The 21,176-nt window shown below is 64.1% G+C and carries 20 protein-coding genes and 1 pseudogene; 17 read left to right on the top strand and 4 right to left on the bottom strand.

The features are described 5' to 3' along the window. From V7D81_RS08085 to V7D81_RS08070, 4 genes and pseudogenes are all read left to right on the top strand, one after another. Positions 1-680: pseudogene (locus V7D81_RS08085) on the top strand (aminomethyl-transferring glycine dehydrogenase subunit GcvPB); the annotation flags it as partial. A gap of 195 nt (positions 681-875) precedes the next feature. Beyond that, the gene (locus V7D81_RS08080) at positions 876-1,238 is read left to right on the top strand and encodes a diacylglycerol kinase (protein WP_324315642.1); all 363 of its coding nucleotides are present in this window, start codon (positions 876-878) and stop codon (positions 1,236-1,238) included. A 183-nt stretch (positions 1,239-1,421) separates the two neighbouring features. Next, positions 1,422-4,259 carry a trypsin-like peptidase domain-containing protein gene (locus tag V7D81_RS08075; protein WP_324315641.1) on the top strand — a complete coding sequence of 946 codons (2,838 nt, stop codon included), beginning with the start codon at positions 1,422-1,424 and terminating at the stop codon, positions 4,257-4,259. Between the two features lie 124 nt (positions 4,260-4,383). Continuing rightward, positions 4,384-5,427 carry an L-threonylcarbamoyladenylate synthase gene (locus tag V7D81_RS08070; protein ID WP_324315640.1) on the top strand — a complete coding sequence of 348 codons (1,044 nt, stop codon included), beginning with the start codon at positions 4,384-4,386 and terminating at the stop codon, positions 5,425-5,427. Between the two features lie 201 nt (positions 5,428-5,628). Here the strand turns inward: V7D81_RS08070 and V7D81_RS08065 are convergent, their stop codons facing one another. Continuing rightward, entirely contained in the window at positions 5,629-7,131 is a 1,503-nt protein-coding gene (locus tag V7D81_RS08065; RefSeq protein ID WP_324315639.1) for an AAA family ATPase, read from the bottom strand. Between the two features lie 332 nt (positions 7,132-7,463). Between V7D81_RS08065 and V7D81_RS08060 the strand changes: the two genes are divergently transcribed. The 5 genes from V7D81_RS08060 (at position 7,464) to V7D81_RS08040 (ending at position 11,004) form a co-directional block, all read left to right on the top strand. Next, complete coding sequence (locus V7D81_RS08060) at positions 7,464-8,699, top strand: type III PLP-dependent enzyme (protein WP_324315638.1); 1,236 nt, start codon at positions 7,464-7,466, stop codon at positions 8,697-8,699. Between the two features lie 169 nt (positions 8,700-8,868). Further along, a complete protein-coding gene (locus tag V7D81_RS08055; protein WP_324315637.1) occupies positions 8,869-9,591 on the top strand; it encodes a 2-phosphosulfolactate phosphatase in 723 nt (240 codons plus the stop codon). Continuing rightward, complete coding sequence (locus V7D81_RS08050; protein ID WP_324315636.1) at positions 9,588-9,929, top strand: DMT family protein; 342 nt, start codon at positions 9,588-9,590, stop codon at positions 9,927-9,929. Before V7D81_RS08055 ends, V7D81_RS08050 begins: the two co-directional genes overlap by 4 nt. A 4-nt stretch (positions 9,930-9,933) precedes the next feature. Continuing rightward, positions 9,934-10,410 carry an HIT family protein gene (locus tag V7D81_RS08045; protein WP_324315635.1) on the top strand — a complete coding sequence of 159 codons (477 nt, stop codon included), beginning with the start codon at positions 9,934-9,936 and terminating at the stop codon, positions 10,408-10,410. A gap of 195 nt (positions 10,411-10,605) precedes the next feature. Then, the gene (locus tag V7D81_RS08040; RefSeq protein WP_324315634.1) at positions 10,606-11,004 is read left to right on the top strand and encodes a TfoX/Sxy family protein; all 399 of its coding nucleotides are present in this window, start codon (positions 10,606-10,608) and stop codon (positions 11,002-11,004) included. 127 nt (positions 11,005-11,131) lie between these two features. Here the strand turns inward: V7D81_RS08040 and V7D81_RS08035 are convergent, their stop codons facing one another. Next, complete coding sequence (locus tag V7D81_RS08035; RefSeq protein WP_324315633.1) at positions 11,132-13,207, bottom strand: thioredoxin domain-containing protein; 2,076 nt, start codon at positions 13,205-13,207, stop codon at positions 11,132-11,134. 41 nt (positions 13,208-13,248) lie between these two features. Between V7D81_RS08035 and V7D81_RS08030 the strand changes: the two genes are divergently transcribed. The 8 genes from V7D81_RS08030 (at position 13,249) to V7D81_RS07995 (ending at position 19,455) form a co-directional block, all read left to right on the top strand. Beyond that, positions 13,249-14,484, top strand: coding sequence for a class I SAM-dependent rRNA methyltransferase (locus V7D81_RS08030; RefSeq protein WP_324315632.1), 1,236 nt, complete (start codon positions 13,249-13,251; stop codon positions 14,482-14,484). Positions 14,485-14,508: 24 nt separating this feature from the next. Next, on the top strand, positions 14,509-15,378 hold the full coding sequence (gene lgt / locus V7D81_RS08025; RefSeq protein WP_324315631.1) for a prolipoprotein diacylglyceryl transferase: 870 nt from the start codon (positions 14,509-14,511) through the stop codon (positions 15,376-15,378). A 4-nt stretch (positions 15,379-15,382) separates the two neighbouring features. Then, complete coding sequence (gene thyA, locus V7D81_RS08020; protein WP_324315630.1) at positions 15,383-16,177, top strand: thymidylate synthase; 795 nt, start codon at positions 15,383-15,385, stop codon at positions 16,175-16,177. Between the two features lie 61 nt (positions 16,178-16,238). Beyond that, on the top strand, positions 16,239-16,805 hold the full coding sequence (locus tag V7D81_RS08015) for an SET domain-containing protein (protein ID WP_324315629.1): 567 nt from the start codon (positions 16,239-16,241) through the stop codon (positions 16,803-16,805). A gap of 7 nt (positions 16,806-16,812) precedes the next feature. After that, entirely contained in the window at positions 16,813-17,313 is a 501-nt protein-coding gene (locus V7D81_RS08010; RefSeq protein WP_324315628.1) for a dihydrofolate reductase, read from the top strand. After that, a complete protein-coding gene (locus tag V7D81_RS08005) occupies positions 17,306-17,680 on the top strand; it encodes a YkgJ family cysteine cluster protein (protein WP_324315627.1) in 375 nt (124 codons plus the stop codon). Before V7D81_RS08010 ends, V7D81_RS08005 begins: the two co-directional genes overlap by 8 nt. A gap of 105 nt (positions 17,681-17,785) precedes the next feature. After that, complete coding sequence (rluF, locus tag V7D81_RS08000) at positions 17,786-18,487, top strand: 23S rRNA pseudouridine(2604) synthase RluF (protein WP_324315626.1); 702 nt, start codon at positions 17,786-17,788, stop codon at positions 18,485-18,487. Continuing rightward, complete coding sequence (locus V7D81_RS07995; protein WP_324315625.1) at positions 18,484-19,455, top strand: GGDEF domain-containing protein; 972 nt, start codon at positions 18,484-18,486, stop codon at positions 19,453-19,455. Before rluF ends, V7D81_RS07995 begins: the two co-directional genes overlap by 4 nt. A 404-nt stretch (positions 19,456-19,859) precedes the next feature. Here the strand turns inward: V7D81_RS07995 and V7D81_RS07990 are convergent, their stop codons facing one another. Both V7D81_RS07990 and V7D81_RS07985 read right to left on the bottom strand, forming a co-directional pair. Beyond that, positions 19,860-20,897 carry a hypothetical protein gene (locus V7D81_RS07990; RefSeq protein ID WP_324315624.1) on the bottom strand — a complete coding sequence of 346 codons (1,038 nt, stop codon included), beginning with the start codon at positions 20,895-20,897 and terminating at the stop codon, positions 19,860-19,862. Continuing rightward, positions 20,894-21,169, bottom strand: coding sequence for a hypothetical protein (locus V7D81_RS07985; RefSeq protein WP_324315623.1), 276 nt, complete (start codon positions 21,167-21,169; stop codon positions 20,894-20,896). Before V7D81_RS07985 ends, V7D81_RS07990 begins: the two co-directional genes overlap by 4 nt. Positions 21,170-21,176: the final 7 nt, after the last annotated feature.

Raw genomic sequence — 21,176 nt, 5'->3', positions numbered from 1 at the left:
ACGTCATCCACATGAACCTGCACAAGACCTTCTCCACGCCGCACGGCGGCGGCGGTCCGGGCTCGGGCGCCGTTGGCGTAAACCAGCGTCTGCTGCCGTTCATGCCGGTGCCGGTCGTGGGCAAGGAAGGCGACACCTACCGCTGGCTCGACGAGCGCGATCTGCCGCAAACCATCGGCCGGCTGTCGGCGTTCATGGGCAATGCGGGCGTGCTGATTCGCGCCTATGTCTACATGCGGATGCTGGGTCGCGCCGGCATGCAGCGCGTCGCCGAGTTCTCGGCGCTGAATGCGAACTACCTGATGGCGCGGCTGCGGCAGGCCGGGTTCGATGCGGCCTATCCGGATCGGCGCGCCAGCCACGAATTCATCATCACCGTGAAGCGGCAGGCGAAGGAACTGGGGGTGAATGCGATGGATTTCGCCAAGCGACTGCTCGACTACGGCTTCCATGCGCCGACGACGTACTTCCCGCTGCTGGTTCCGGAGTGCCTGCTGATCGAGCCGACGGAGACCGAGAGCAAGCAGGAGATCGACGCCTTCATCGATGCGCTCGTCGCCATCCAGAAGGAAGCGGAGGAAGACCCGGCGAAGGTGAAGGGCGCTCCGTACACGCTGCCAGTGCGGCGACTGGACGACGTGCGGGCGGCAAAGCAGCTGGATCTGGTGTATCAGGCGTGATGTTCCCCTCCTCCGCGAAGCGGGGGAGGGCCAGGGAGGGGGCGAAGCGTCGGGTGACGTAGCTCATCGCATCGCCCCCACCCCAACCCTCCCCCGCTTCGCGGAGGAGGGCGCTGAAATACGGATGAAACTTCTCCGCGGTAGAGCGGCTGCATACGAATTCAAACCATCCGCCAACGCTTCCCCGAGGACTCCATGGATCGACCGAAACTCTCCGGCCTGCGCCGCCTGCTGCTCGCGTTCGTGAATTCCTGGAAAGGGTTCAAGGGAGCGTTCCGTTTCGAAGCAGCCTTCCGGCAGGAGGTCGCGCTGGCGGTCGTCCTGCTGCCGCTGGGTGTGTGGCTCGGCAAGAGCGGCATCGAGCGCGCGCTGCTGCTCGGCTCCGTCGTGATCGTCCTCATCGTCGAACTGCTCAATACCGGTATCGAAACGGTCGTCGACCGCATCGGGCTCGAACGTCACGAATTGTCAGGGCTGGCCAAGGACGTGGGTTCGACCGCGGTGCTGCTGTCCTTCGCGCACCTCATCATCGTCTGGGGTTTCGTCCTGTTCGGCTGATTCCGGGATCCCTGTAGGTCAGGCTTTAGCCTGACTCCGAAGAAGGCCGGCTGAAGCCGGCCCTACAGGAAGAAACGGAACCCCTCGTCGCCCGGGCCGTACTAACCGGTACTGCCCCCACTTGCGCGCCGGGCGCCGTCCCGGCGATAAGACAACACGCCCGGTCATCACACAGAACACCACATGCTCAAAGCCCTCGGCGCTGCCTGCCTGCTGATCGTTTCCTCCCATCTGCTCGCACAGGAAAATGCGCCGCTGCCGCCCGCCGCGCTGGTGCCCGTCGCCCAGGCGGAAGATTCCCGATGGACCCGCACGCTGGAACGCGTCGCGACCGGCGTGGTGACCATCCAGGTCGACCAGACCCGCGCGTTCGATACCGAATGGAACATGTCGAGCCAGGCGACGGGATTCGTGGTCGATGCGAAGCGCGGCCTGATCCTGACGAATCGTCACGTGGTCACGCCGGGGCCGGTGACGGCGCAGGCCGTGTTCCTGAATCGCGAAGAAGTCACGCTGTATCCGGTCTATCGCGACCCGGTGCACGACTTCGGCCTGTATCGCTACGACCCCTCGAGGCTGCGCTTCATCAAGCCCACCGAGCTGAAGCTGTTTCCGGACGGCGCGCAGGTGGGTCGCGAGATCCGCGTCATCGGCAACGATGCGGGCGAACAGCTGTCGATCCTCGCCGGCACGCTGGCGCGCCTCGATCGCGAAGCGCCGAACTACGGGCTCGGCAAGTACAACGACTTCAACACGTTCTACTACCAGGCGGCTTCCAGCACCTCGGGCGGCTCCTCCGGCTCGCCGGTGATCGACGTCGAAGGCCGCGTCGTGGCGTTGAACGCCGGCGGCAGTTCGCAGGCTGCATCGAGTTTCTATCTGCCCCTCGATCGCGTCGAGCGCGCGCTGAAGCTCATCCAGGACGGCAAGCCCGTGCCGCGCGGCACGCTCGAAACCGTCTTCAAGTACACGCCGTACGACGAAGTGCGTCGCCTGGGCCTGCGCCCGGCGACAGAGACCGACATGCGCCGCAAGTTTCCGAACAACACCGGACTGCTGGTCGTGAGCGAGGCGCAGGTCGGGTCCGCGGCGGAGAAGGTGCTGGAGCCTGGCGACCTGCTCATCAAGGTCAACGATGCGCTGGTGGGCGGCTTCGACGATCTCGCCGAAGTGCTCGACAGCGGCGTCGGCAAGAGCGTGAAGCTCTCGATCGAACGCGGCGGCCAGCCGCTCGATCAGGTGATGACCATCGAAGACCTGCACGCCATCACGCCCGATCGCTACCTCGAATTCGGCGACGCCGTGGTGCATACGCTGTCGTGGCAGCAGGCGCGCCACATCAATGCGCCGATCCGCGGCGTCTACGTCGCGAATCCCGGCTACGTGCTCGGCGCCGCGGCCGTGCCGCGCGGTGCGGTGATCACCGAAATCGGCGGCAAGACGGTGAATGCGCTGGCTGATTTCGAAGCGGCCGTCTCGCCGCTGAAGGACGGCGAGCGCGTGACGGTGCGCTTCTTCACGCTGGACGATCCTTCCACGGCGCAGTGGCGCGTCATCCGCATGGATCGTCGCTGGTTCCCGGCGCGCTCCTGTCATCGCGATGATGCGCAGGGCGTCTGGCCCTGCACGACCTGGCCGGAGGACGGCGTCGCGCAACCGCCGAAGCCTGCCTCGACCAGTTTCGCCAAGACGTCCGATCCGATCGTCAATCGCCTGGCGCCGTCGATGGTGCTGGTGAATTTCGACATGCCGTACTCCGTCTCGGGCATCACCGAGCGCAACTACTACGGCACCGGCGTGATCGTCGATGCGGCACGCGGACTCGTCGTCGTCGATCGCAACACCGTTCCGGTCTCGATCGGCGATGTGCGGCTGACGTTCGCAGGCACGATCGAAATTCCGGGCCGGGTCGAGTACGTGCATCCGCTGCACAACCTGGCGATGATTTCCTACGACCCGAAGCTGGTCGGCACGACGCCCGTTCACTCGGCGGTGTTCAAGGCGGTCGACGTGCAGCCGGGCGAGCAGGTGTGGGCGGTCGGCGTGCGCCCCGACGGCAAGGTCCAGTCGCGCACGGCGACGGTGGCGTCGGTCGATCCGGTGGCCTTCCCGCTGTCGCGCACGTTCCAGTTCCGCGAAACCAATCTCGAGACCATCCAGCTCATCAACGGTCCCGCCGACTACGACGGCGTGCTGGCGAACAAGCAGGGCGAGATCGTCGCGACCTGGGCGAGCTTCGCGTACGAGGCGGGCAGGGAGATCGCGCAGGAGAATCGCGGCATTCCGGCGGAGCAGATCCTCGAAATGCTGCCGCTGGTGCGCGGCGAAACGATGCTGCATTCGCTGGAGGCTGAACTCATTCCGGTGCCGCTCGCCGGCGCGCGCAAGCTCGGCCTGAGCGACGGCTGGGTGCAGCGCCTCGAACAGCACAGTCCGGATCGGCGTCAGGCGCTGAGCGTCTCGCGTCTCGTCGGCGGTTCTCCTGCCAGCAAGCTGCTGCGGTCGGGCGACCTGATCCTCGACATCGACGGCGCCATCGTGAATCGCTACCGCGAAGTCGAACGCGCCGTGCAGAAGCCGCAGGTGAAGGTCACGGTGCTGCGCGACGGCGTCGAACGGGTCATCGACGTGCCGACCGTGGAACTCGGCGGGCGCGACCTGAACCGCATCCTGCTGTGGGCCGGCGCCGTGCTGCAGGAGCCGCATCGCGCGCTCGCGGCGCAGCGCGGCATCACGCCGGACGGCGTCTTCGTCGGTTACTTCTCGTACGGCTCGCCCGCGACGCGTTATCAGCTGTGGGCCGGCCGGCGCATCGTCGAAGTCGACGGTCAGCCGACGCCGGATCTCGACAGCTTCATCAAGGCGGTCGCTGGACGTGCCGATAGATCCTCGGTCCGCCTGCGCACGATGGCGTGGAACGGTTCCGTCGATGTGATCACGCTGAAGCTCGACAACCGCTACTGGCCGGCGTACGAGCTCAAGCGCACGGCGGCGGGCTGGACGCGCACCCCGCTGGAGTAGTGGTCTCTTCTCCCTTGTGGGGCCGGCTTCAGCCGGCCTGGGAACTGTCAGGCTGAAGCCTGACCCACAGGAAGATAGGGACAGGTTCCCTTGGCCGCCGGGCCCGCCTTGCTATGATGCCGGCATGGTCATCGGACGAGTTCTCCAGGAACAGGTACAGGAAGCGGTCGAGGCGCTGCGCGCCGGCGAGCTGGTCGCTTTCCCTACAGAAACGGTCTACGGATTGGGCGCCAATGCCAACAATCCCGATGCCGTGCGCAAGATCTTCACGCTGAAGGGCCGGCCGTCGACGCATCCGGTCATCGTGCACATCGATCACCCGCGCTACCTGCAGCGCTGGGTGCGCGACATGACGCCGGAGGCGAAGAAACTCGCCGACGCCTTCTGGCCCGGTCCGCTGACGCTGGTGGCGAAGCGCGCGCTGGCCGTCAACGACGTGATCACCGGCGGGCAGGACACCGTCGCCATCCGCGTTCCCAATCATCCGATCGCCCAGCAGTTGCTCAATGCTTTCGGTGGCGGCATCGCGGCACCTTCGGCGAACCGCTACGGCCATGTCAGCCCGACGCGCGCCGAACACGTGCGCGAGGAATTCGGCGAGGACCTGAAGATCGTGCTCGACGGCGGCGACTGCAAGGTCGGCCTCGAATCCACCATCGTCTCCTGTCTCGGCGACGGCCCGCGCGTGCTGCGTCCGGGCAGCATCAGCCTGTCGCAGCTGCGCGCCGTGGTGCCGAACATCCAGGCCGGGCCAAGCCCGACGGCGCCACGCGTACCGGGCTCGACGGCCCGTCACTACTCGCCGCAGACGCCCGTGAACGTGGTGCCGAGCCGGCGCCTCGACCTCGTGATCGGCGAACTGAGCGGCGAGCACGAAAAGATGGCCGTGCTGGCCATGCGTCCGCCGACCAAGACGACGCCGTACATGACCTGGATCAACGCCGGCCTCCGCCCCGATCTCTACGGCCGGCAGCTCTATGCCAACCTGCGCACGCTCGACAAGTCGGGCGCCAAGATCATCCTCGTCGAGGAAATCCCCGAAGGTGAACGCTGGGACGCGGTCCGCGACCGCCTCAAGCGCGCCGCCTCCGCCGAAAACATCGTCACCTACGATCAGGACATCGCCGCCTGGGTGGCCGACTTCGGTGACGAGGGCGAGATGGTCTGACAGGAACCGGATTTCACACAGAGATCACAGAGAACACAGAGGTCGGAGAAAGACGAGGAAGAAGTTTCCACGGGGGACACGGGGAGCACGGGGATGAGAAATTTTCTGTTCTGCCCCCCGTGTTCCCCGTGTCCCCCGTGGAAATATCTTCTTCTCTTCCGACCTCTGTGCTCTCTGTGATCTCTGTGTGAAATCCGACTCTTAGTCCGCCGCGACGGTCCTCTCCGCCGCCCAAGCCCGCAGTTCCGCGATTCGTTCCGCCATCACCACCGACAGCGGTCGGGTCGATCTCAGTTCGCTGAGGATGTGGGAGGCGCTCACCGTCGAGTTGGCGGCGTGCGCCGCGTAGAGCGCGGACACGACGGCCTGTTCGATTTCCGCGCCGGAGAAGCCCTCGCAGGCGGCGGCGAGCTTCTCGACATGTTCGTTGCTCAGGGTCAGCGAGCGCTTGCCGGCGTGGATGCGCAGGATGTCGGCGCGCACGGCAGCTTTCGGCAGGTCGACGAAGAAGATCTCGTCGAAGCGGCCCTTGCGGATCAGCTCCGGCGGCAGGGAAGAGATGTCGTTGGCGGTGGCGATGATGAAGACGCGTGACTTCTTTTCCGCCAGCCAGGTCAGGAAGGTGCCCAGGACGCGCCGCGAGGTGCCGCTGTCACCCTCGCCATTGGCGATGCCTTTCTCGATCTCGTCGATCCACAGCACGCAGGGCGACATCACGTCGGCGGTCGCCAGCGTGTCGCGCAGGTTGCGCTCGGACTCGCCCAGGTACTTGTTGTGCAGGGCCGCGAAGTCGAGGCGCAGCAGCGGCACGCCGTAGATCCCGGCCGCGGCGCGCGCCGCGACGCTCTTGCCGCAGCCCTGCACGCCGAGCAGCAGCAGCCCCTTGGGCGGATCGAACTGCGGCGCCGAGCCGTCGAACGCTGAGCGACGCTGCCGCAGCCACTCCTTGAGGCGCGCCATGCCGCCCAGGTCCGCGAACTTCGCCGTGTCGTACTCGAAGCTCAGCACGCCGCTGCGATTGAGCAGGGCGTACTTGGCCTGCATGAGCGCCGGCAGGTCGCTCGCCTGCAACGCGCCGTCGTCGAAGATGGCCTGTCGCGCCAGCCGTTCGGTGTCGACGGTGGACAGGCCGCCGAGGTTTTCGATCAGCAGTTCCAGCGCCTTACGATCGGTGCGCACGCGGCTGCCGCTCGTCCGCGCCCATTCGGTCGCCACTTTCTCGACGATGCCGTGGCGCTCGGCGCGATCCGGAAAGGCGAGCTGGAAGCGGGCGACGAAGTGTTCGAGTTCGCGCGGCAGCGACAGCTCGTGACTGATCAGCACCAGCGTGCGCGGCGTCTTTTCATGCCCCTGGCAGATGTCCTTGAGCAGCCGCACATGGATCGGATCGTTCAGAAAGGGGTGGAAATCCAGCAGCACGTAGATGCCGGTCTTGTCGGTGGCGCGGATGGATTTCAGGACTTCCGCCGGGTCCGAGTTGTGCCGCTGCGCACCGCCCAGGTCCACGTCGATGCGCCGCAGGCCGTCGGTCACGGTCCATTGAAAGACCGGCGTATGAGATTTTTCCTGAAGCTTCACCGCGAGGCTGGCGAGTAGCGCGAGTGCTCGCGGCTCGTCGCGTGTCTCGATCAGCACCAGTGGAATCCGGCTGCGCAGCAGCGTCGCGAGTTCCGTTCGTGTGTCGGGCTGCACCGGTGCGGTCATGTGTTGCTCTGTCTGCGGCGAGGCGATCGCGGGCGAGCATAACGTGCTGTCGGCGAGACTCGCGCCAGCGGCTGCACAAATCTGCGACACAGTTCTTGCATCGCAGATCATTTTTGATACATTGCGCGCGCCTGTGTAAGAGAGCACTCAGAGTCCTTGGTATCCGCGCACCGCGGAGCAAGGGTCCCTCGGCAAGAGGGATATCGCGAAAGCTGCAAGTGCCGCTCGACCAGAACTTGTGAGAGTGATCGGACGTTTCGTTTCCAGTCTGTTGCTCTTGTTGGCTCGGTTGTTCGGTTCCAAGGCTTTTCGCTAGAGGTGCACCTACAGTGTTGCCACGCGCAGCTCGTCAGACACACACGGTTTCCCCTGCCCACGCCTTCGATTCGACCACGCTGACGGAAAGCGAAATCCGCGGCCTCGCGGCCCGTTTCGGCTCGCCGCTGCTGGTGGTCGATTGCGAACAGGTGCGTCGGCAATACCAGTCGCTGAAGGCCGCGCTGCCGGGCGTCGATCTGCACTACGCCCTGAAGCCGCTGCCGCACGCCGCGGTGGTCGCCTGCCTGCGCGATGAAGGCGCGTTCTTCGATCTCGCCACCACCGGCGAAGTCGAACTGGTGAAGGCGCAGGGCATTCCCGCCGAGCGCTGCATCCACACTCACCCGATCAAGCGCGACAGCGACATCCGCGACGCGCTGCGCTACGGCGTGAAGACCTTCGTCGCCGACAACCCGGACGAAGTCCGCAAGTTCGCCCGCTACAAGAAGCGCGCTGAGCTCCTGATCCGCGTGTCCTTCCGCAGCCCCGATGCGGTCGTCGACCTGTCCCGCAAGTTCGGCTGCGAGCCGGGAGCCGTGCTGGGCCTGATCGAGCAGGCGCGCCGCCTCGGCATCCGCGTGCGTGGTCTGTCGTTCCATGTCGGCTCGCAGGCGACCGAACCGACCAAGTACATCGAGGCCATCCGCGCCTGCACCAACCTCATTGCCGAGGCGTTGCTGGCCGGCCTGCCGTCGCTCGACATCCTCGACATCGGCGGCGGTTTCCCGGTGTCGTACAACGACGAAGTCACGCCGATCGACGAGTTCTGCCGTCCGATCCGCGAAGAGCTGGCGAAGCTGCCGGCCCACGTGCGCGTCATCGCCGAGCCGGGCCGTTTCATCGCCGCGCCGGCCGCGATCGCGATTTCCAGCGTCATGGGCAAGGCGAAGCGCGACGGCCGTTGGTGGTACTACCTGGACGACGGCCTGTACGGCTCGTACAGCGGCCAGCTGTTCGACCACGCCAAGTACCCGGTGACCACGCTGCGCCAGGAAGGCGAGCTGTTCCCGAGCGTGCTCGCGGGCCCGACCTGCGACTCGATCGACGTGATCGACGACGACATCCTGCTGCCCGAGCTGGAAGTCGGCGACCTGGTCGTCGGCCGCATGATGGGCGCCTACACCTGGGCGAGCGCGACCGATTTCAACTTCTTCAAGCGCGCCAAGGTCGTGGTCATGCACGAACGCCCGGTCGACGCCAAGCGCGTCGTGTCCCTGCGCAAGGCGGCAGGCGGACGCAGCGCGGCCTGAGAGCGATGCACGGGTAGCGATGAGTTGAAGGCCCGGTGCCGCAAGCACCGGGCCTTTTTCGTTCTCCCTGTAGGTCAGGCTTTAGCCTGACTCTTCAGAGGCCGGCTGAAGCCGGCCCCACAGCAAAGCGGCTGAGTTCTCTGCGCCTTTTTGCGGCTATTCTTTTCCGATGAATAACCCGATTCCGAAGATCCGCATCGCCGATTTCGTCGCTGGCGCGCGCGAGGCGCGGGGGCTCGTCGTCGTCATCGACGTCTTTCGCGCCTTCTCGGTGGCCTGCCATGCCCATGCGCGAGGGGCGAGCCGCATCATTCCCGTCGCTTCGGTGGATGAGGCGCGCGCGCTACGCGAAAGCATTCCCGGCTCTTTGCTCATCGGCGAGCGTCACGCCCGGCCGCTGCCTGGCTTCGATGCCGGCAATTCGCCCACCGAGGTCGAGCGGCTCGATCTGCAAGGCCGCACGCTCATTCACACGACGCATGCCGGCACGCAGGGACTGACCGGGGCGCAGCAGGCCGATGAAGTGATTACGGGTGCGCTGGTGAATGCCGCCGCCATCGTGCGCTACATCCGTCTGCGTCGCCCGGCGCTCGTGACGCTCGTGCGGATGGGGCACGAGGCGCGCGAGCGCGCCGAGGAGGACGATCTGTGTGCCGAATTGCTGCAGCAGCGGCTCGCCGGCGAAGATCCCGATGTCACTTCCGTGCGCGATCGACTGCGCTCCGCCGCCGGTGCGGCCAAGTTCTTCGACCCTGCCGCGACCTGGGCCCCGGAACGCGATTTCGAACTGTGCACGCAGGTCGATCACTTCGATTTCGTGCTGCAGCTCCAGACGGCGTCGACCGTGCCTTTCCTGAAGGCGATTCCCGTCCTGCCTGAGATCCTCCAATGAATCCCGTCCTGCGCACCGTCATTCTTCTGACGCTGTCCAATGTCTTCATGACCTTCGCCTGGTATGCGCACCTCAAGAACCTGAGTCAGAAGCCGTGGATCGTCGCGGCGCTGGTCAGCTGGGGCATCGCGCTGTTCGAATACCTGCTGCAGGTGCCGGCGAACCGCATCGGCTACACCGTGATGACGCTGCCGCAGCTCAAGATCCTGCAGGAGGTCATTACGCTGACGGTGTTCGTGCCGTTCGTTCTGATCTACATGCGTCAGCCGCTGAAGCTGGACTACCTGTGGGCCGCGCTGTGCATGCTCGGCGCCGTCTACTTCATCTTCCGCAAGTGATGCCATGACTACCGCCATTCATCGCATGGTCGAAGCCTGTCGCCGCGGCGATGACCCGTCCGTGATCGCGAGAATGGCGTCGGGCTGGGCGGTGATGGGACAACGGCAGGTGCTGCGCGGTTACTGCCTGCTGCTTCCCGATCCTGTCGTAGCGCATCTGAATGCGCTTGCGGCGCCCGCGCGCGCGCAGTTCATGATCGACGTGTCGACACTCGGCGAGGCCGTGATGCGAGCGACGGGCGCACTGCGGATCAACTACGCGATGTTCGGCAACCTCGAACCGGCGCTGCACGCGCATGTCCATCCGCGCTACGCCGACGAACCCGAAGCGATGCGCACCGGCAATCCCTGGGCCTACGACTGGTCGCAGGCACCGCTGTTCGACCCGCTCGTGCATGGCGAACTGCGCGATGCGATTCGTCATAACGTACAGATGCTGGCGCGGGATTGTGAACTCGCGCGGGCGAAGCATTGCGACTAAGTGGCATAAACGCATTTGATGCGTCGGCACACGGCGCCGCGCGTGTGTACAGATGGGCTGGGAGCGGTACACTTTCGAGCGCGGCGGCAAGCAGGAACGCCGCACCGGCGAGAGGACTGCCAGTACGCCGGTAAAGAACAATGTTCAATCATGTGCGGTATGGCGCATGAACACAGCCGGAGAGTGCTGCTCGATATGCGGATTCAATCGAGCCTTGCCAGTCAGATCACCGGGCAACTGTCGTTTCTCGGCTCGATCTCGAATCGTTCGATCTTCGGTGTGATCGGAATTTTCATCGACGATCGCCTGCTGGGAATCGTCGCGGACGATGCGCTGTACCTGCACACCGGGCCTTCCAATCGCGACGACTACCTGTCGCGCGGCTGCCGTCAGTTCAAGCCGTATCCCAATGCCTACGATCTGACCACCGATCATCATCAGGTGCCCGAGGAGATCGTGAACGATCCCGAGCAATTGAAGGTCTGGGGCGAGCGGGCGCTGCGCGCTGCGATCGAAGCCGCGCGCATCAAGCAGCTGGCGGGTATCGAGCGCTCGCGGCATGCGAAGCAGGCGAAGAGAAAGACCGACAAGTAATCGGCGGCTCGCGCCGCTTCCTCTCTGCCTGTGGGGCCGGCTTCAGCCGGCCTTCTTCCTGTAGGTCAGGCTTCAGCCTGACAGCTCTCAGGCCGGCTGAAGCCGGCCCCACAGGGGGAAAGAAACATCATCCGTTCGTCAGCGTCGCGACCGCTGCCAGCGAATGCAGCGGCTCCGAACAGGTCATGCCGCGACAGATATAGGCCACCGTCCCGGGCATCGCCGCCTTCGCGTGCAGCGCAGGCGGCAGGTCGGTCGCATTCGCAGGAATCGCAAAGGTCAGGCGACGCGGCGTGTAGAGCTTCGCCAGTTCATCGCGCCATGAGTCAGCGTCGGCGCCGCGGATGATGATGATCTCCGGCGGTTCGAGATGCTCCTCCAGCGCGATCAGCATGGCGGCATGCCCGTGCGGATAGCGTTCCAGCGACGACCAGGCGGCGCGTAGCGTGCGCTCGGCAGCGTCGAGATAGCGCGTCTCGCCCAGCAGCAGTCCCAGGCGGTTCAGCGATTGCGCGGCGACGGCATTGCCGGAAGGAATGGCCTCGTCCGCGAACGAGCGCGAGCGATGGATCAGGGCTTCGTGATCGTCCGCCGTGAAGTAGAAGCCGCCGTGTTCCGGGTCTTCGAAGTGCGCGAGTAATGTCTCCGCCAGATCGGTGGCGAACTGCAGATGCTCGCTGCGCCAGCGGGTCTGCAGCAGTTCGAGTACGGCTTCGAGAACGAAGGCGTAGTCATCGAGATACGCCGGGAAACGCGACTGGCCGTCCTTGTAGACCGCCAGCAGCCGGCCGTCGTGCCAGAGATGCTCGCGGATGAAATCGAGCGCGCGGGTGGCGGACTCGGTGAGTTCCGGTCGACGCAAGGTACGCGCTGCGATTGCCATGCCCGTGATGGCCAGGCCGTTCCACGCGGTCAGCACTTTTTCGTCGCGCCCCGGCCAGATCCGCTGATTGCGAACGGCCAGCAGCGTCGCGCGCGCCGCGTCGAGCTTTCGTTGTGCGTCTTCCGGCGGGATCTGCAATTCCGCGGCGATCTCCTCCAGCGGGCGATAGGCGTGCAGATGCCACGACCCTTCGAAGTTGGCCTCGCGATCGAGGCCGAATCGCCGCGCGAAAATCTCGTACTGGTCCGGCGGCAGCAGCTCGCGCACCTGCTGCGTATCCCAGACATAGAACCGGCCTTCGTGACCTTCCGAATCGGCATCGAGCGTCGACCAGTAACCACCCTGCGGCGACTGCAGGTCGCGGATGATCCAGTCGGCCGTCTCGCCGGCGACGCGGCAGAACAGCGGATCGCCGGTGGCCGCGGCGCATTGCGCGGCGAGAGCCAGCAGCGGGCCGTTGTCGTACAGCATCTTTTCGAAGTGCGGAATCATCCAGTACTGATCGACCGAGTAGCGCGCGAAGCCGCCGCCGAGCTGATCGTAGAGACCGCCCTCGGCCATGCGCGTGAGCGTGAGCGTCGCCATGTACAGCGCGCGCAGGTCCGGCTCTTCGCTGGTCGCCGTGGCCCGCCAGGTGCGCAGCAGGAAGGCGAGATTGGTGGGATGCGGAAACTTCGGCGCCGTACCGAAGCCGCCGAACTGGTTGTCGAATTCGCGCGCCAGCATTTCGCGCGCGACCAGGATAGGTTCCGAGGTCAGTTCGGTATCGGCGGAAGCTGCGGGCGGCGCGAGTTCGTTGAAGGCTTCCTGCAGCGCCACGCTCTGGCGCGCGATATCGTCAGCGCGCGTGCGATAAAACTCCGCGACTCGCCGCAGCAGATCGACGAAGGCTGGCATGCCGTGGCGCGATTCATTGGGGAAGTAGGTGCCGCCGAAAAACGGCCGCTGATCCTGCGGCGACAGGAACATCGTCAGCGGCCAGCCGCCGCCGCGCTGGATCAGCATCTGGTGGGCGATCTGGTAGATCTTGTCGAGATCGGGGCGTTCTTCGCGATCGACCTTGATGTTGACGAACAGCTCGTTCATGACCGCGGCGGTGTGCGGATCTTCGAACGATTCGTGGGCCATCACATGGCACCAGTGACACGCCGAGTAGCCGATCGACAGAAGAATCGGCTTGTTCTGCTGACGCGCCAGTTCCAGCGCTTCCGGCCCCCAGGGATACCAGTCGACGGGATTGCCGGCGTGCTGCAGCAGGTAGGGGCTGGTCTCGCCGGCCAGCCGATTCGCGCGGTTGCCCGAGGGCTTCGAAGGGTGCATGGGAAGAGCGTCACTCGGCTAGAATCCCGGCCACTATAGCGATGAACACTTCCAACGCCACCCATACCGCCCCTGCGGCGGCCGATCCGGCCGACATTGCCGAACTGCGCCTCAAGCGCGGCGAGGATCGACGTCTTTCCGCGGGGCACCTGTGGGTGTTTTCCAACGAGGTCGACACCGCGCGTACGCCGCTGACGAAGTTCCAGCCCGGCGAGCTGTGTCGCATCGTCAGCGACCGCGACAAGTTCCTGGGCTACGGCTATGTGAATCCGCGTTCGCTGATCAGCGCACGCATCCTCGGGCGCTCCCCGGATTTCCTGCCCGGCAAATCGCTCATCGTGCATCGCCTGCAGGTCGCGCTGTCGCTGCGACGGGCCTTGTACGAGCGGCCGTTCTATCGCCTCGTCTATGGCGAGTCCGATGGACTGCCCGGCCTCGTGCTGGATCGTTTCGATGACGTGATCGTCGGGCAGATCGGCACCGCCGGAATGGAAGCGCTGAAGCCCGAGATCGAAGCCGCGGTGACCAAGGTGATCGGCCCGGTGGCGATGCTCTGGAAGAACGACAGCGGCGCCCGCGAACTCGAAGGTCTGCCCAGCTACGTCGAAACCGCCTTCGGCGACGTTCCGGAAACCCTGACGGTGGAAGAGGGCGGCATCGCGTTCCGCGTGCCGGTGAGCGAAGGCCAGAAGACCGGCTGGTTCTACGACCAGGCCGCCAACCGCCTTGCGCTGCGCAAGTACGTCGGCGGCGCCCGCGTACTCGATGTCTTCAGCTATCTCGGCGCCTGGGGTCTCGGTGCGCTGCGTGCCGGCGCCACCGAAGTGACCTGCGTCGATTCATCCGCCATCGCACTGGAGAATCTGCAGGCCACGGCGCAAGCCAACGGTCTCAAGCCCAACGTGATCCGCGGCGATGCCTTTGACGTCATGGAATCGCTGCACGCCGAGAAGCGCCGTTTCGATGTCGTCGTCATCGACCCGCCCGCCTTCATCAAGCGCCGCAAGGACATCCCGAAGGGCGAGGCCGCCTACAAGCGCCTCAACCAGCTCGCGATGCAGTTGCTGGAGCGCGACGGCATCCTCGTTTCCTGCTCCTGTTCCTGGCACCTCGAACCCGACAGCCTCGTCGCGTCGATCCAGCGTGCGGCGCGTCATGTGGGCCGCTTCGTGCAGATCGTCGAAGTGGGCGGGCAGGCGCCGGATCATCCGCTGCATCCGGCGATTCCGGAGACCCGCTATCTCAAAGCCTACTTCTGCCGCACCGTGCAGGAGTGAGCCGACAACAACAATGAGTCCGGAATGATCCAGTATCCCGCGATCGATCCCATCATCGTTTCCCTCGGCCCGCTGGCGATCCGCTGGTACGGGCTGACGTATGTCATCGCCTTCGCCGTGGCCTGGTGGCTCGGCCGGCGTCGCGCGGCGCAGCCGGGATCGACCTGGAAGCCGACCGACGTCGACGATCTCATTTTCTACGGCGCGCTCGGCGTCATTCTCGGCGGACGCATCGGCTGGGTGCTGTTCTACGGCTTCGAACGGCTGATCGACGACCCGCTGATGATCCTGCGGATCTGGGAAGGCGGGATGTCCTTCCATGGCGGGCTCGTGGGCGTGATCCTCGCGGAAATCCTGTTTGCGCGGCGCCAGCGCCGCAGGATCGTCGATGTGCTGGATTTTCTCGCGCCGCTGCCGGGCATCGGCATCTTCGCGGTGCGCTGCGCCAACTTCATCAACGGCGAGCTGTGGGGCAAGCCGACGCAGTCGCCGTGGGGATTCATCGTCGATCCGGCGACGCTGCACCCGTCGCAGCAGGCCGAAGCCTTGCGCATGTGCGAGCGCTTCAACATCGATCCGTGCGTGCTGCACGTGCACGCCTCGCAGCTCTATGAAGGCGTGCTGGAAGGGCTGGTCGTATTCGTCATTCTCTGGATCTACACAATGAAGCCGCGTCCGCGGCTTGCGCCGGCGGGATTGTTTCTGCTCTGCTACGGCGTGTTCCGGTTCGCCGTCGAATTCGTGCGCGTGCCCGATGAGAATCGCGGCTACCTGCTGTTCGACTGGGTCACGATGGGCCAGATCCTCTCGACGCCGATGATCGTCGCGGGTCTGATCATGCTGATCGTCGCGTACCGCCGGAACGAGCCGAGCGGCAATTTCGCGACGAAGTGATCCGATGCGCCAATACCTCGACCTGCTGCGTCACGTCCGCGACACCGGCGTCCGAAAGGAAGATCGGACCGGTACCGGCACGCTGTCGGTATTCGGTTACCAGATGCGCTTCGATCTCGCGCAGGGCTTTCCGCTGCTCACGACCAAGAAGCTGCACCTGCGCTCGATCATCTACGAATTGCTGTGGTTCCTGAAGGGCGACACCAATGTCAAGTACCTGCGCGATCACGGCGTCACCATCTGGGACGAGTGGGCCGACGAGCAGGGCGAGCTCGGTCCGATCTACGGCAAGCAGTGGCGTTCGTGGCCGACGCCGAACGGCCCGGCCATCGATCAGATCAGCCGCACCGTCGACCTGATCCGCCGCAATCCGGATTCGCGCCGCATCATCGTCAATGCCTGGAATGTCGCGGAGCTGGAGCAGATGTCGCTCACGCCGTGTCATGCGCTGTTCCAGTTCTGGGTCGCCAACGGCAAGTTGTCCTGCCAGCTCTACCAGCGCAGCGCCGACATCTTCCTCGGCGTGCCGTTCAACATCGCCTCGTATGCATTGCTGACCCACATGTTCGCGCAGCAGTGCGACCTCGAAGTCGGCGAATTCGTCTGGACGGGCGGCGATACGCATCTGTACCTGAATCATCTCGAACAGGCCGATCAGCAGTTGCAGCGAACGCCGTTTGCCGCGCCGCGCCTCGTCCTCAAGCGCAAGCCGCCCTCGATCTTCGAATACGAGTACGACGATTTCGAAGTCGTCGACTATCAGTCGCATCCCGCCATCAAGGCGCCGATCGCGGTGTGAGGCGGGCCGACGGGTCTGCCGGTCGCTGGCCGGAAAAGAATCCTTCCATTGGTTGAGAAGCATGCCGAAAAAATCGCCCCCGAAGAGAACCAAGCGCAGCAAGCCTCGCAAGAAGTCCCAGCCCGCCATCGTCAGCTCGCCGCTGGTCGAGGCGCGCAATTCGCCGATCCATGGCAAGGGCGTGTATGCACTCAAGCCCATCAAGAAAGGCACGCGCGTCATCGAATACCTCGGCGAACGCATTTCGCATCGCGAGGCGGACGACCGCTATGAAGTGAAGGGCGACGACGACGGACACACGTTCCTGTTCATCGCCAGCAATCGCACCGTGATCGACGCCGGCGTGAACGGCAACGACGCGCGCTTCATCAATCATCACTGCAATGCCAATTGCGAGACGGTGATCGAAGGCAGCCGCGTGTTCATCGACGCGATCCGCGACATCAAGCCGGGCGAGGAACTCGGCTACGACTACCAGCTCACCTGGGAAAGCACCGACGAGCCGGAAGAACTGGCGCTGTACGCCTGTCGCTGCGGGGCGAAGCGCTGTCGCGGCACCATGCTGGATCGCGAACCGCTGGACAAGAAAAAGCCGAAGAAAAAGGCCGCGAAGAAGCGCAAGCACTGACCTTCGCATGACCTCACTCACCATCGTCGTCGCTGCGGCCGAAAACAACGTCATCGGCCGTGGCAACCAGTTGCCCTGGCGTCTGCCGGACGATCTGAAGCATTTCAAGGAAATCACCCTGGGCAAGCCGGTGGTGATGGGACGCAAGACCTGGGATTCCATCGGCAAGCCGTTGCCGGGCCGCACGAATATCGTCGTGTCGCGTCAGCCGGGGCTCGCCATCCCGGGCTGCGTCGTGGTCGGTTCGCTGAATGCTGCACTGGTCGCGGCACGCGGCGCGCCGGAAATCATGCTGATCGGCGGCGCGCAGCTGTATCGCAATGCACTATCGATGGTTCATCGCATTCATCTGACGCGCGTGCATGCCGACATCAATGGCGATACGCTCTTTCCGATTCTCGATCCCGCCCAATGGCGCGAAACGATCGTCGGGCAGCATCCTGCCGATGAACGTCACGCCCATGCATTCACCTTCATCACCCTCGATCGCATTGCCTCCCATGAGTGACAAACCTCGCTTCGACTGCAGCAAATGTCCGGGCTACTGCTGCAGTCATGCGCGCATCGCGGTGAGCGAGTACGACATCGAGCGTCTCGCGAAGCATTTCGGGCTGTCGAAGACGGAAGCGAAGAAGCGCTTCACCTATCACTACAAGACCAAGGAAGCCGACGAACAGATCCTGCGTCATCAGCGCGATCACGTGTACAAGACCATCTGCCGCTTCTTCGACACCGACGAACGTCGCTGCACCGTGTACGAGGCGCGCCCGAACGTCTGCCGCAAGTATCCGTATGGCAACCGCTGCGGCTACTACGAGTTCCTGAAGTTCGAGCGCGAACACCAGGCGGACGAGGATTTCATTCCGTCGGCGTGAGATGAGCGAGGCTACAGGCTACAGGCTACAGGCTACAGCAAGAACGAGCCCTCTCTGACTGTAGCCTGTAGCCTGTAGCCTGTCTCCTGTAGCCCCTCCCCTCCCATGCGCCTCAACAAATTCATCAGCGAAACCGGCGTCAGCTCGCGGCGCGAAGCCGACAGCTGGATCGAAGCCGGACGCGTGACCGTGAACGGCCAGGTCGCGACGCTGGGCACCAAGGTGGAAGAGGGCGACGTCGTCTGCGTCGACGGACGCCAGATCGGCGCCGCGAAGCAGCACGTCTACATCGCGCTCAACAAACCGGTCGGCGTGATTTGCACGACCGAGCGCGACGTGCCCGGCAACATCGTCGACTTCGTGCGTCACCGCGAACGAATTTTTCCCATCGGCCGGCTCGACCGGGATTCGGAAGGACTCATCCTGCTCACGAATCACGGCGACATCGTCAACGAAGTCCTGCGGTCGGAGAACGAGCACGAGAAGGAATATGTCGTGACCGTGGACCGGCCCGTGACCGAGATCTTCCTCAACGGCATGGCCAGCGGCGTGCGCATCCTCGGCACCGTGACGAAGCCCTGCCGCATCCGACGCGAAGGGCCGGCGACGTTCCGGATCATTCTCACCCAGGGCCTGAATCGCCAGATCCGGCGCATGTGCTCGTTCTTCGGTTACAAGGTAGTGCGACTGCAGCGCGTGCGGATCATGCACATCGAACTGGGCTCCCTGCCCACCGGCAGATGGCGCGATCTGACGCGCGATGAGGTCCGCGCATTGCTGCAGGATGCCGGGCTCGCGCCCGGATGACCCCATTGGTCCGCTGGCGATCCGCGCCGCGGAGCATTACCCTTGCCGCCAGTCACGGCAGCCGTTCGAATCGCGTGGATTCCGAATACGACCTCAAGACCCGAGTCACCGGCCTGGACTCGCTGCCGCTGCGTCGTTCCGGCGCGGATTGTCTGGTCGTCATCTATTCCCCGTCGCATGCCGAACTTGGCCGCCGTCACATCCTCGACCGGCCGGTCACGACCATCGGCCGCGGCCGCGACAATGACATCGTCCTGCCCAGCGACTGCGTCTCGCGCCGGCACGTGCGCCTCGAGCACCGGCCGGACGGGCTGATCCTGATCGATCTCGAATCCACCAACGGCACGTTCGTGAACGACGATTTCCGCGCCAGCGGCGAGTACCCGCTGAAGCGCGGCGACCAGCTCAAGGTCGGCGACACCATCTTCAAGTTCCTGTCAGGCTCGGATGTCGAATCGCAGTATCACGAAATCATTTTCCGCATGACCGTCACCGACGGCCTGACGAATCTGTCGAACCGCAAGCAGCTCGACACGATGCTTAGCGACGAAATTCCGCGGGCGATGCGGCATGGCCGTCATCTCGCGGTCCTCATGCTCGACATCGACCACTTCAAGAACATCAACGACACGCACGGACATCTGACGGGCGATTCCGTGCTGCGCGGGCTGGCGTCGATCCTGCAGAAGCGCCTGCGGCCGAACGACAAGCTCGGTCGCTACGGCGGCGAGGAGTTCTGCGCGATCCTGCCCGAGACTGATCTGCCGAGTGCCGCGTCGATTGCTGAAGAATTGCGCACGCTGGTCGCCGCTCACAAGTTCGCGGCGGAAGGCAAGGAAATCCAGGTCACGATTTCCATCGGCGCCGCCGTGCTCGATGGTGGGATGCAGCCCGACGGCCTGTACAAGAGTGCGGATGACAAGCTGTACGAAGCCAAGCGCACCGGTCGGAACAGGGTCTGCTACTGAGGTTTCACCGGTCCTCGGCCGTTGGCTTCCTGCCTACCTCTCTTCTCTTGTCCTCTTCTCCGTTACCCACGGAGGGCGCAAAAAAGAGCAACCAGAACAGGAACAGGGTAAGAGTCAACTTGAACAGCCACCTTGCCTGTTTTGAATCCAAGAAAGGCATGTTCAAGAAGTAGATGGCTGCGAAAAAAAGAAGATGAGCCGATTACAAATCCCGTGATTCGGTGTCCCACGAGCCTGTGAATGGAATGCTTCATGTCTAATGTGGCCTTTGGTATTCGGCGTATTTTCTCCGGTTAGCCCTTCATTAGGGTTATTCGTCTTCTTCGCAGCAAGGCGTGGCACGCCAAGGATTCACAGGGCCCACCGATTTCAAGTCGATGGGTGTTCCATCCGACGCAGCGCGGTCAGGGCATCAGGGAAAAGTCGGTGGAAACGAATATGGACGCAGTGACATCGTCGTCCTGCTGCGGATCGTCGGTCCAGCCCAGACGTATTCCTGCCGAGAACGCGTTCTCGCTCGATTTGATGAGATAGATCGGGACGTCGATGCCGTTCACGTCCGATTCGAAGTCGCGCGTGTATTTCACGGTGAACGCGATCGAATCCCCCACCTGTTTCCTGAATTCGAGCGAGACGAGGCTCTTGTCTGCATCGACAGGCCGACCAAGGAAGCCCTGCTTGCACTTCTCTGCCGTCGATCCTTCGATCGGTACGCACACGGTGGCCTGTGTGTCTCTGGCGTTCTGCATCGCGTTCTGCCATCGATAGCCAAGAATCACGGAGGCAAGCGAGCCGGGCCATAGTCCACCGACATCGAAGCCCGCGGATGTCTGTGTTTCCCTGTGCCGATTCTCGCTTGCGTCGAGATTCAGCGTCTTGAAATCTTCCACACCGACGGCGCCGTTGATGGACCACATCAGCAGTGGAACCGTGCGCTTGCCGAAATAGGCGTCTGCAATCTGGCGCCTTACCAGTCTGCTCGTGACCCGATCATAGAGGCGCTCATCGCACTCGGCGGCTGTCTCGCCCACATCGGCCCGCGCCGCCTCACAGGCGGCCTTGAGTTCCGATGCATTGAGTGTATCCGGGAGCGAGAAGACGACTGATGAGAGTGAGACTTCGAGCTTCGCCGAGTTTGCGAGGCCGTCCAGCGTCGCCGGCTGGCCCTGGGACTCGTCGTCGTCCCATGGAGACGATACTTTCGCCTGCCACTGCAGGCCTGCAGTGGACACATGGCCGAACGAAATCACCGCTCGCTTCTCATCCTTGCCGGCTGTTACATCGAGCCGCGGTCTCGCTTTGCCGAAGGATTGATCGGCCGCGCTGTCCGCTGACGCGATAGTCGTTGCAAGATTGGTCGCCTGCGGGTCTGCGGCATGCGCGACGCAGGCGATACTTCCAATCGTCAGTGCGAGGAGGCAGAGAGACCGCCCTGCGCTCATGGCGTGAACTCCTTGTGCCCATACGCAAACCCATTGGGCCCGATCTTGCGATTGACCCTGGCCAGTTCTGCACCGTCGCAGGTCACTGTGATCTTCAATGGCTTGTCCTTCTTTCCTTGAACGTAGTACACCAGCAAGTGCTCGATGCCGGTCTCGAGACTCGGACCGTATTCCTTCTTCGGTGTCTTGAATTCCTTGTTGGATGGCTCCAGGGCGATCCACCAGCGCGCCGCGCCGGTGTCGATCTTGATGTCGACTTTCTTCGTTGCCATCGCATCT

It is taken from the genome of Povalibacter sp., from assembly GCF_036735925.1.
Classification (GTDB): Bacteria; Pseudomonadota; Gammaproteobacteria; order Steroidobacterales; family Steroidobacteraceae; genus Steroidobacter.
This window is presented reverse-complemented; position numbering and strand designations above follow the sequence as displayed.

Excerpts from the sequence above, each read along its gene's own strand:
- V7D81_RS08080 (WP_324315642.1), top strand. The coding sequence starts at position 876 with ATGGATCGACCGAAACTCTCCGGCCTGCGCCGCCTGCTGCTCGCGTTC.
- V7D81_RS08040 (WP_324315634.1), top strand. The coding sequence starts at position 10,606 with ATGCGGATTCAATCGAGCCTTGCCAGTCAGATCACCGGGCAACTGTCG.
- V7D81_RS08045 (WP_324315635.1), top strand. The coding sequence starts at position 9,934 with ATGACTACCGCCATTCATCGCATGGTCGAAGCCTGTCGCCGCGGCGAT.
- V7D81_RS08015 (WP_324315629.1), top strand. The coding sequence starts at position 16,239 with ATGCCGAAAAAATCGCCCCCGAAGAGAACCAAGCGCAGCAAGCCTCGC.
- lgt (WP_324315631.1), top strand. The coding sequence starts at position 14,509 with ATGATCCAGTATCCCGCGATCGATCCCATCATCGTTTCCCTCGGCCCG.
- rluF (WP_324315626.1), top strand. The coding sequence starts at position 17,786 with ATGCGCCTCAACAAATTCATCAGCGAAACCGGCGTCAGCTCGCGGCGC.
- V7D81_RS07990 (WP_324315624.1), bottom strand. The coding sequence starts at position 20,897 with ATGAGCGCAGGGCGGTCTCTCTGCCTCCTCGCACTGACGATTGGAAGT.
- V7D81_RS08050 (WP_324315636.1), top strand. The coding sequence starts at position 9,588 with ATGAATCCCGTCCTGCGCACCGTCATTCTTCTGACGCTGTCCAATGTC.
- V7D81_RS07985 (WP_324315623.1), bottom strand. The coding sequence starts at position 21,169 with ATGGCAACGAAGAAAGTCGACATCAAGATCGACACCGGCGCGGCGCGC.
- V7D81_RS08075 (WP_324315641.1), top strand. The coding sequence starts at position 1,422 with ATGCTCAAAGCCCTCGGCGCTGCCTGCCTGCTGATCGTTTCCTCCCAT.
- V7D81_RS07995 (WP_324315625.1), top strand. The coding sequence starts at position 18,484 with ATGACCCCATTGGTCCGCTGGCGATCCGCGCCGCGGAGCATTACCCTT.
- V7D81_RS08035 (WP_324315633.1), bottom strand. The coding sequence starts at position 13,207 with ATGCACCCTTCGAAGCCCTCGGGCAACCGCGCGAATCGGCTGGCCGGC.
- V7D81_RS08005 (WP_324315627.1), top strand. The coding sequence starts at position 17,306 with ATGAGTGACAAACCTCGCTTCGACTGCAGCAAATGTCCGGGCTACTGC.
- V7D81_RS08070 (WP_324315640.1), top strand. The coding sequence starts at position 4,384 with ATGGTCATCGGACGAGTTCTCCAGGAACAGGTACAGGAAGCGGTCGAG.
- V7D81_RS08065 (WP_324315639.1), bottom strand. The coding sequence starts at position 7,131 with ATGACCGCACCGGTGCAGCCCGACACACGAACGGAACTCGCGACGCTG.
- V7D81_RS08055 (WP_324315637.1), top strand. The coding sequence starts at position 8,869 with ATGAATAACCCGATTCCGAAGATCCGCATCGCCGATTTCGTCGCTGGC.
- V7D81_RS08030 (WP_324315632.1), top strand. The coding sequence starts at position 13,249 with ATGAACACTTCCAACGCCACCCATACCGCCCCTGCGGCGGCCGATCCG.
- V7D81_RS08010 (WP_324315628.1), top strand. The coding sequence starts at position 16,813 with ATGACCTCACTCACCATCGTCGTCGCTGCGGCCGAAAACAACGTCATC.
- thyA (WP_324315630.1), top strand. The coding sequence starts at position 15,383 with ATGCGCCAATACCTCGACCTGCTGCGTCACGTCCGCGACACCGGCGTC.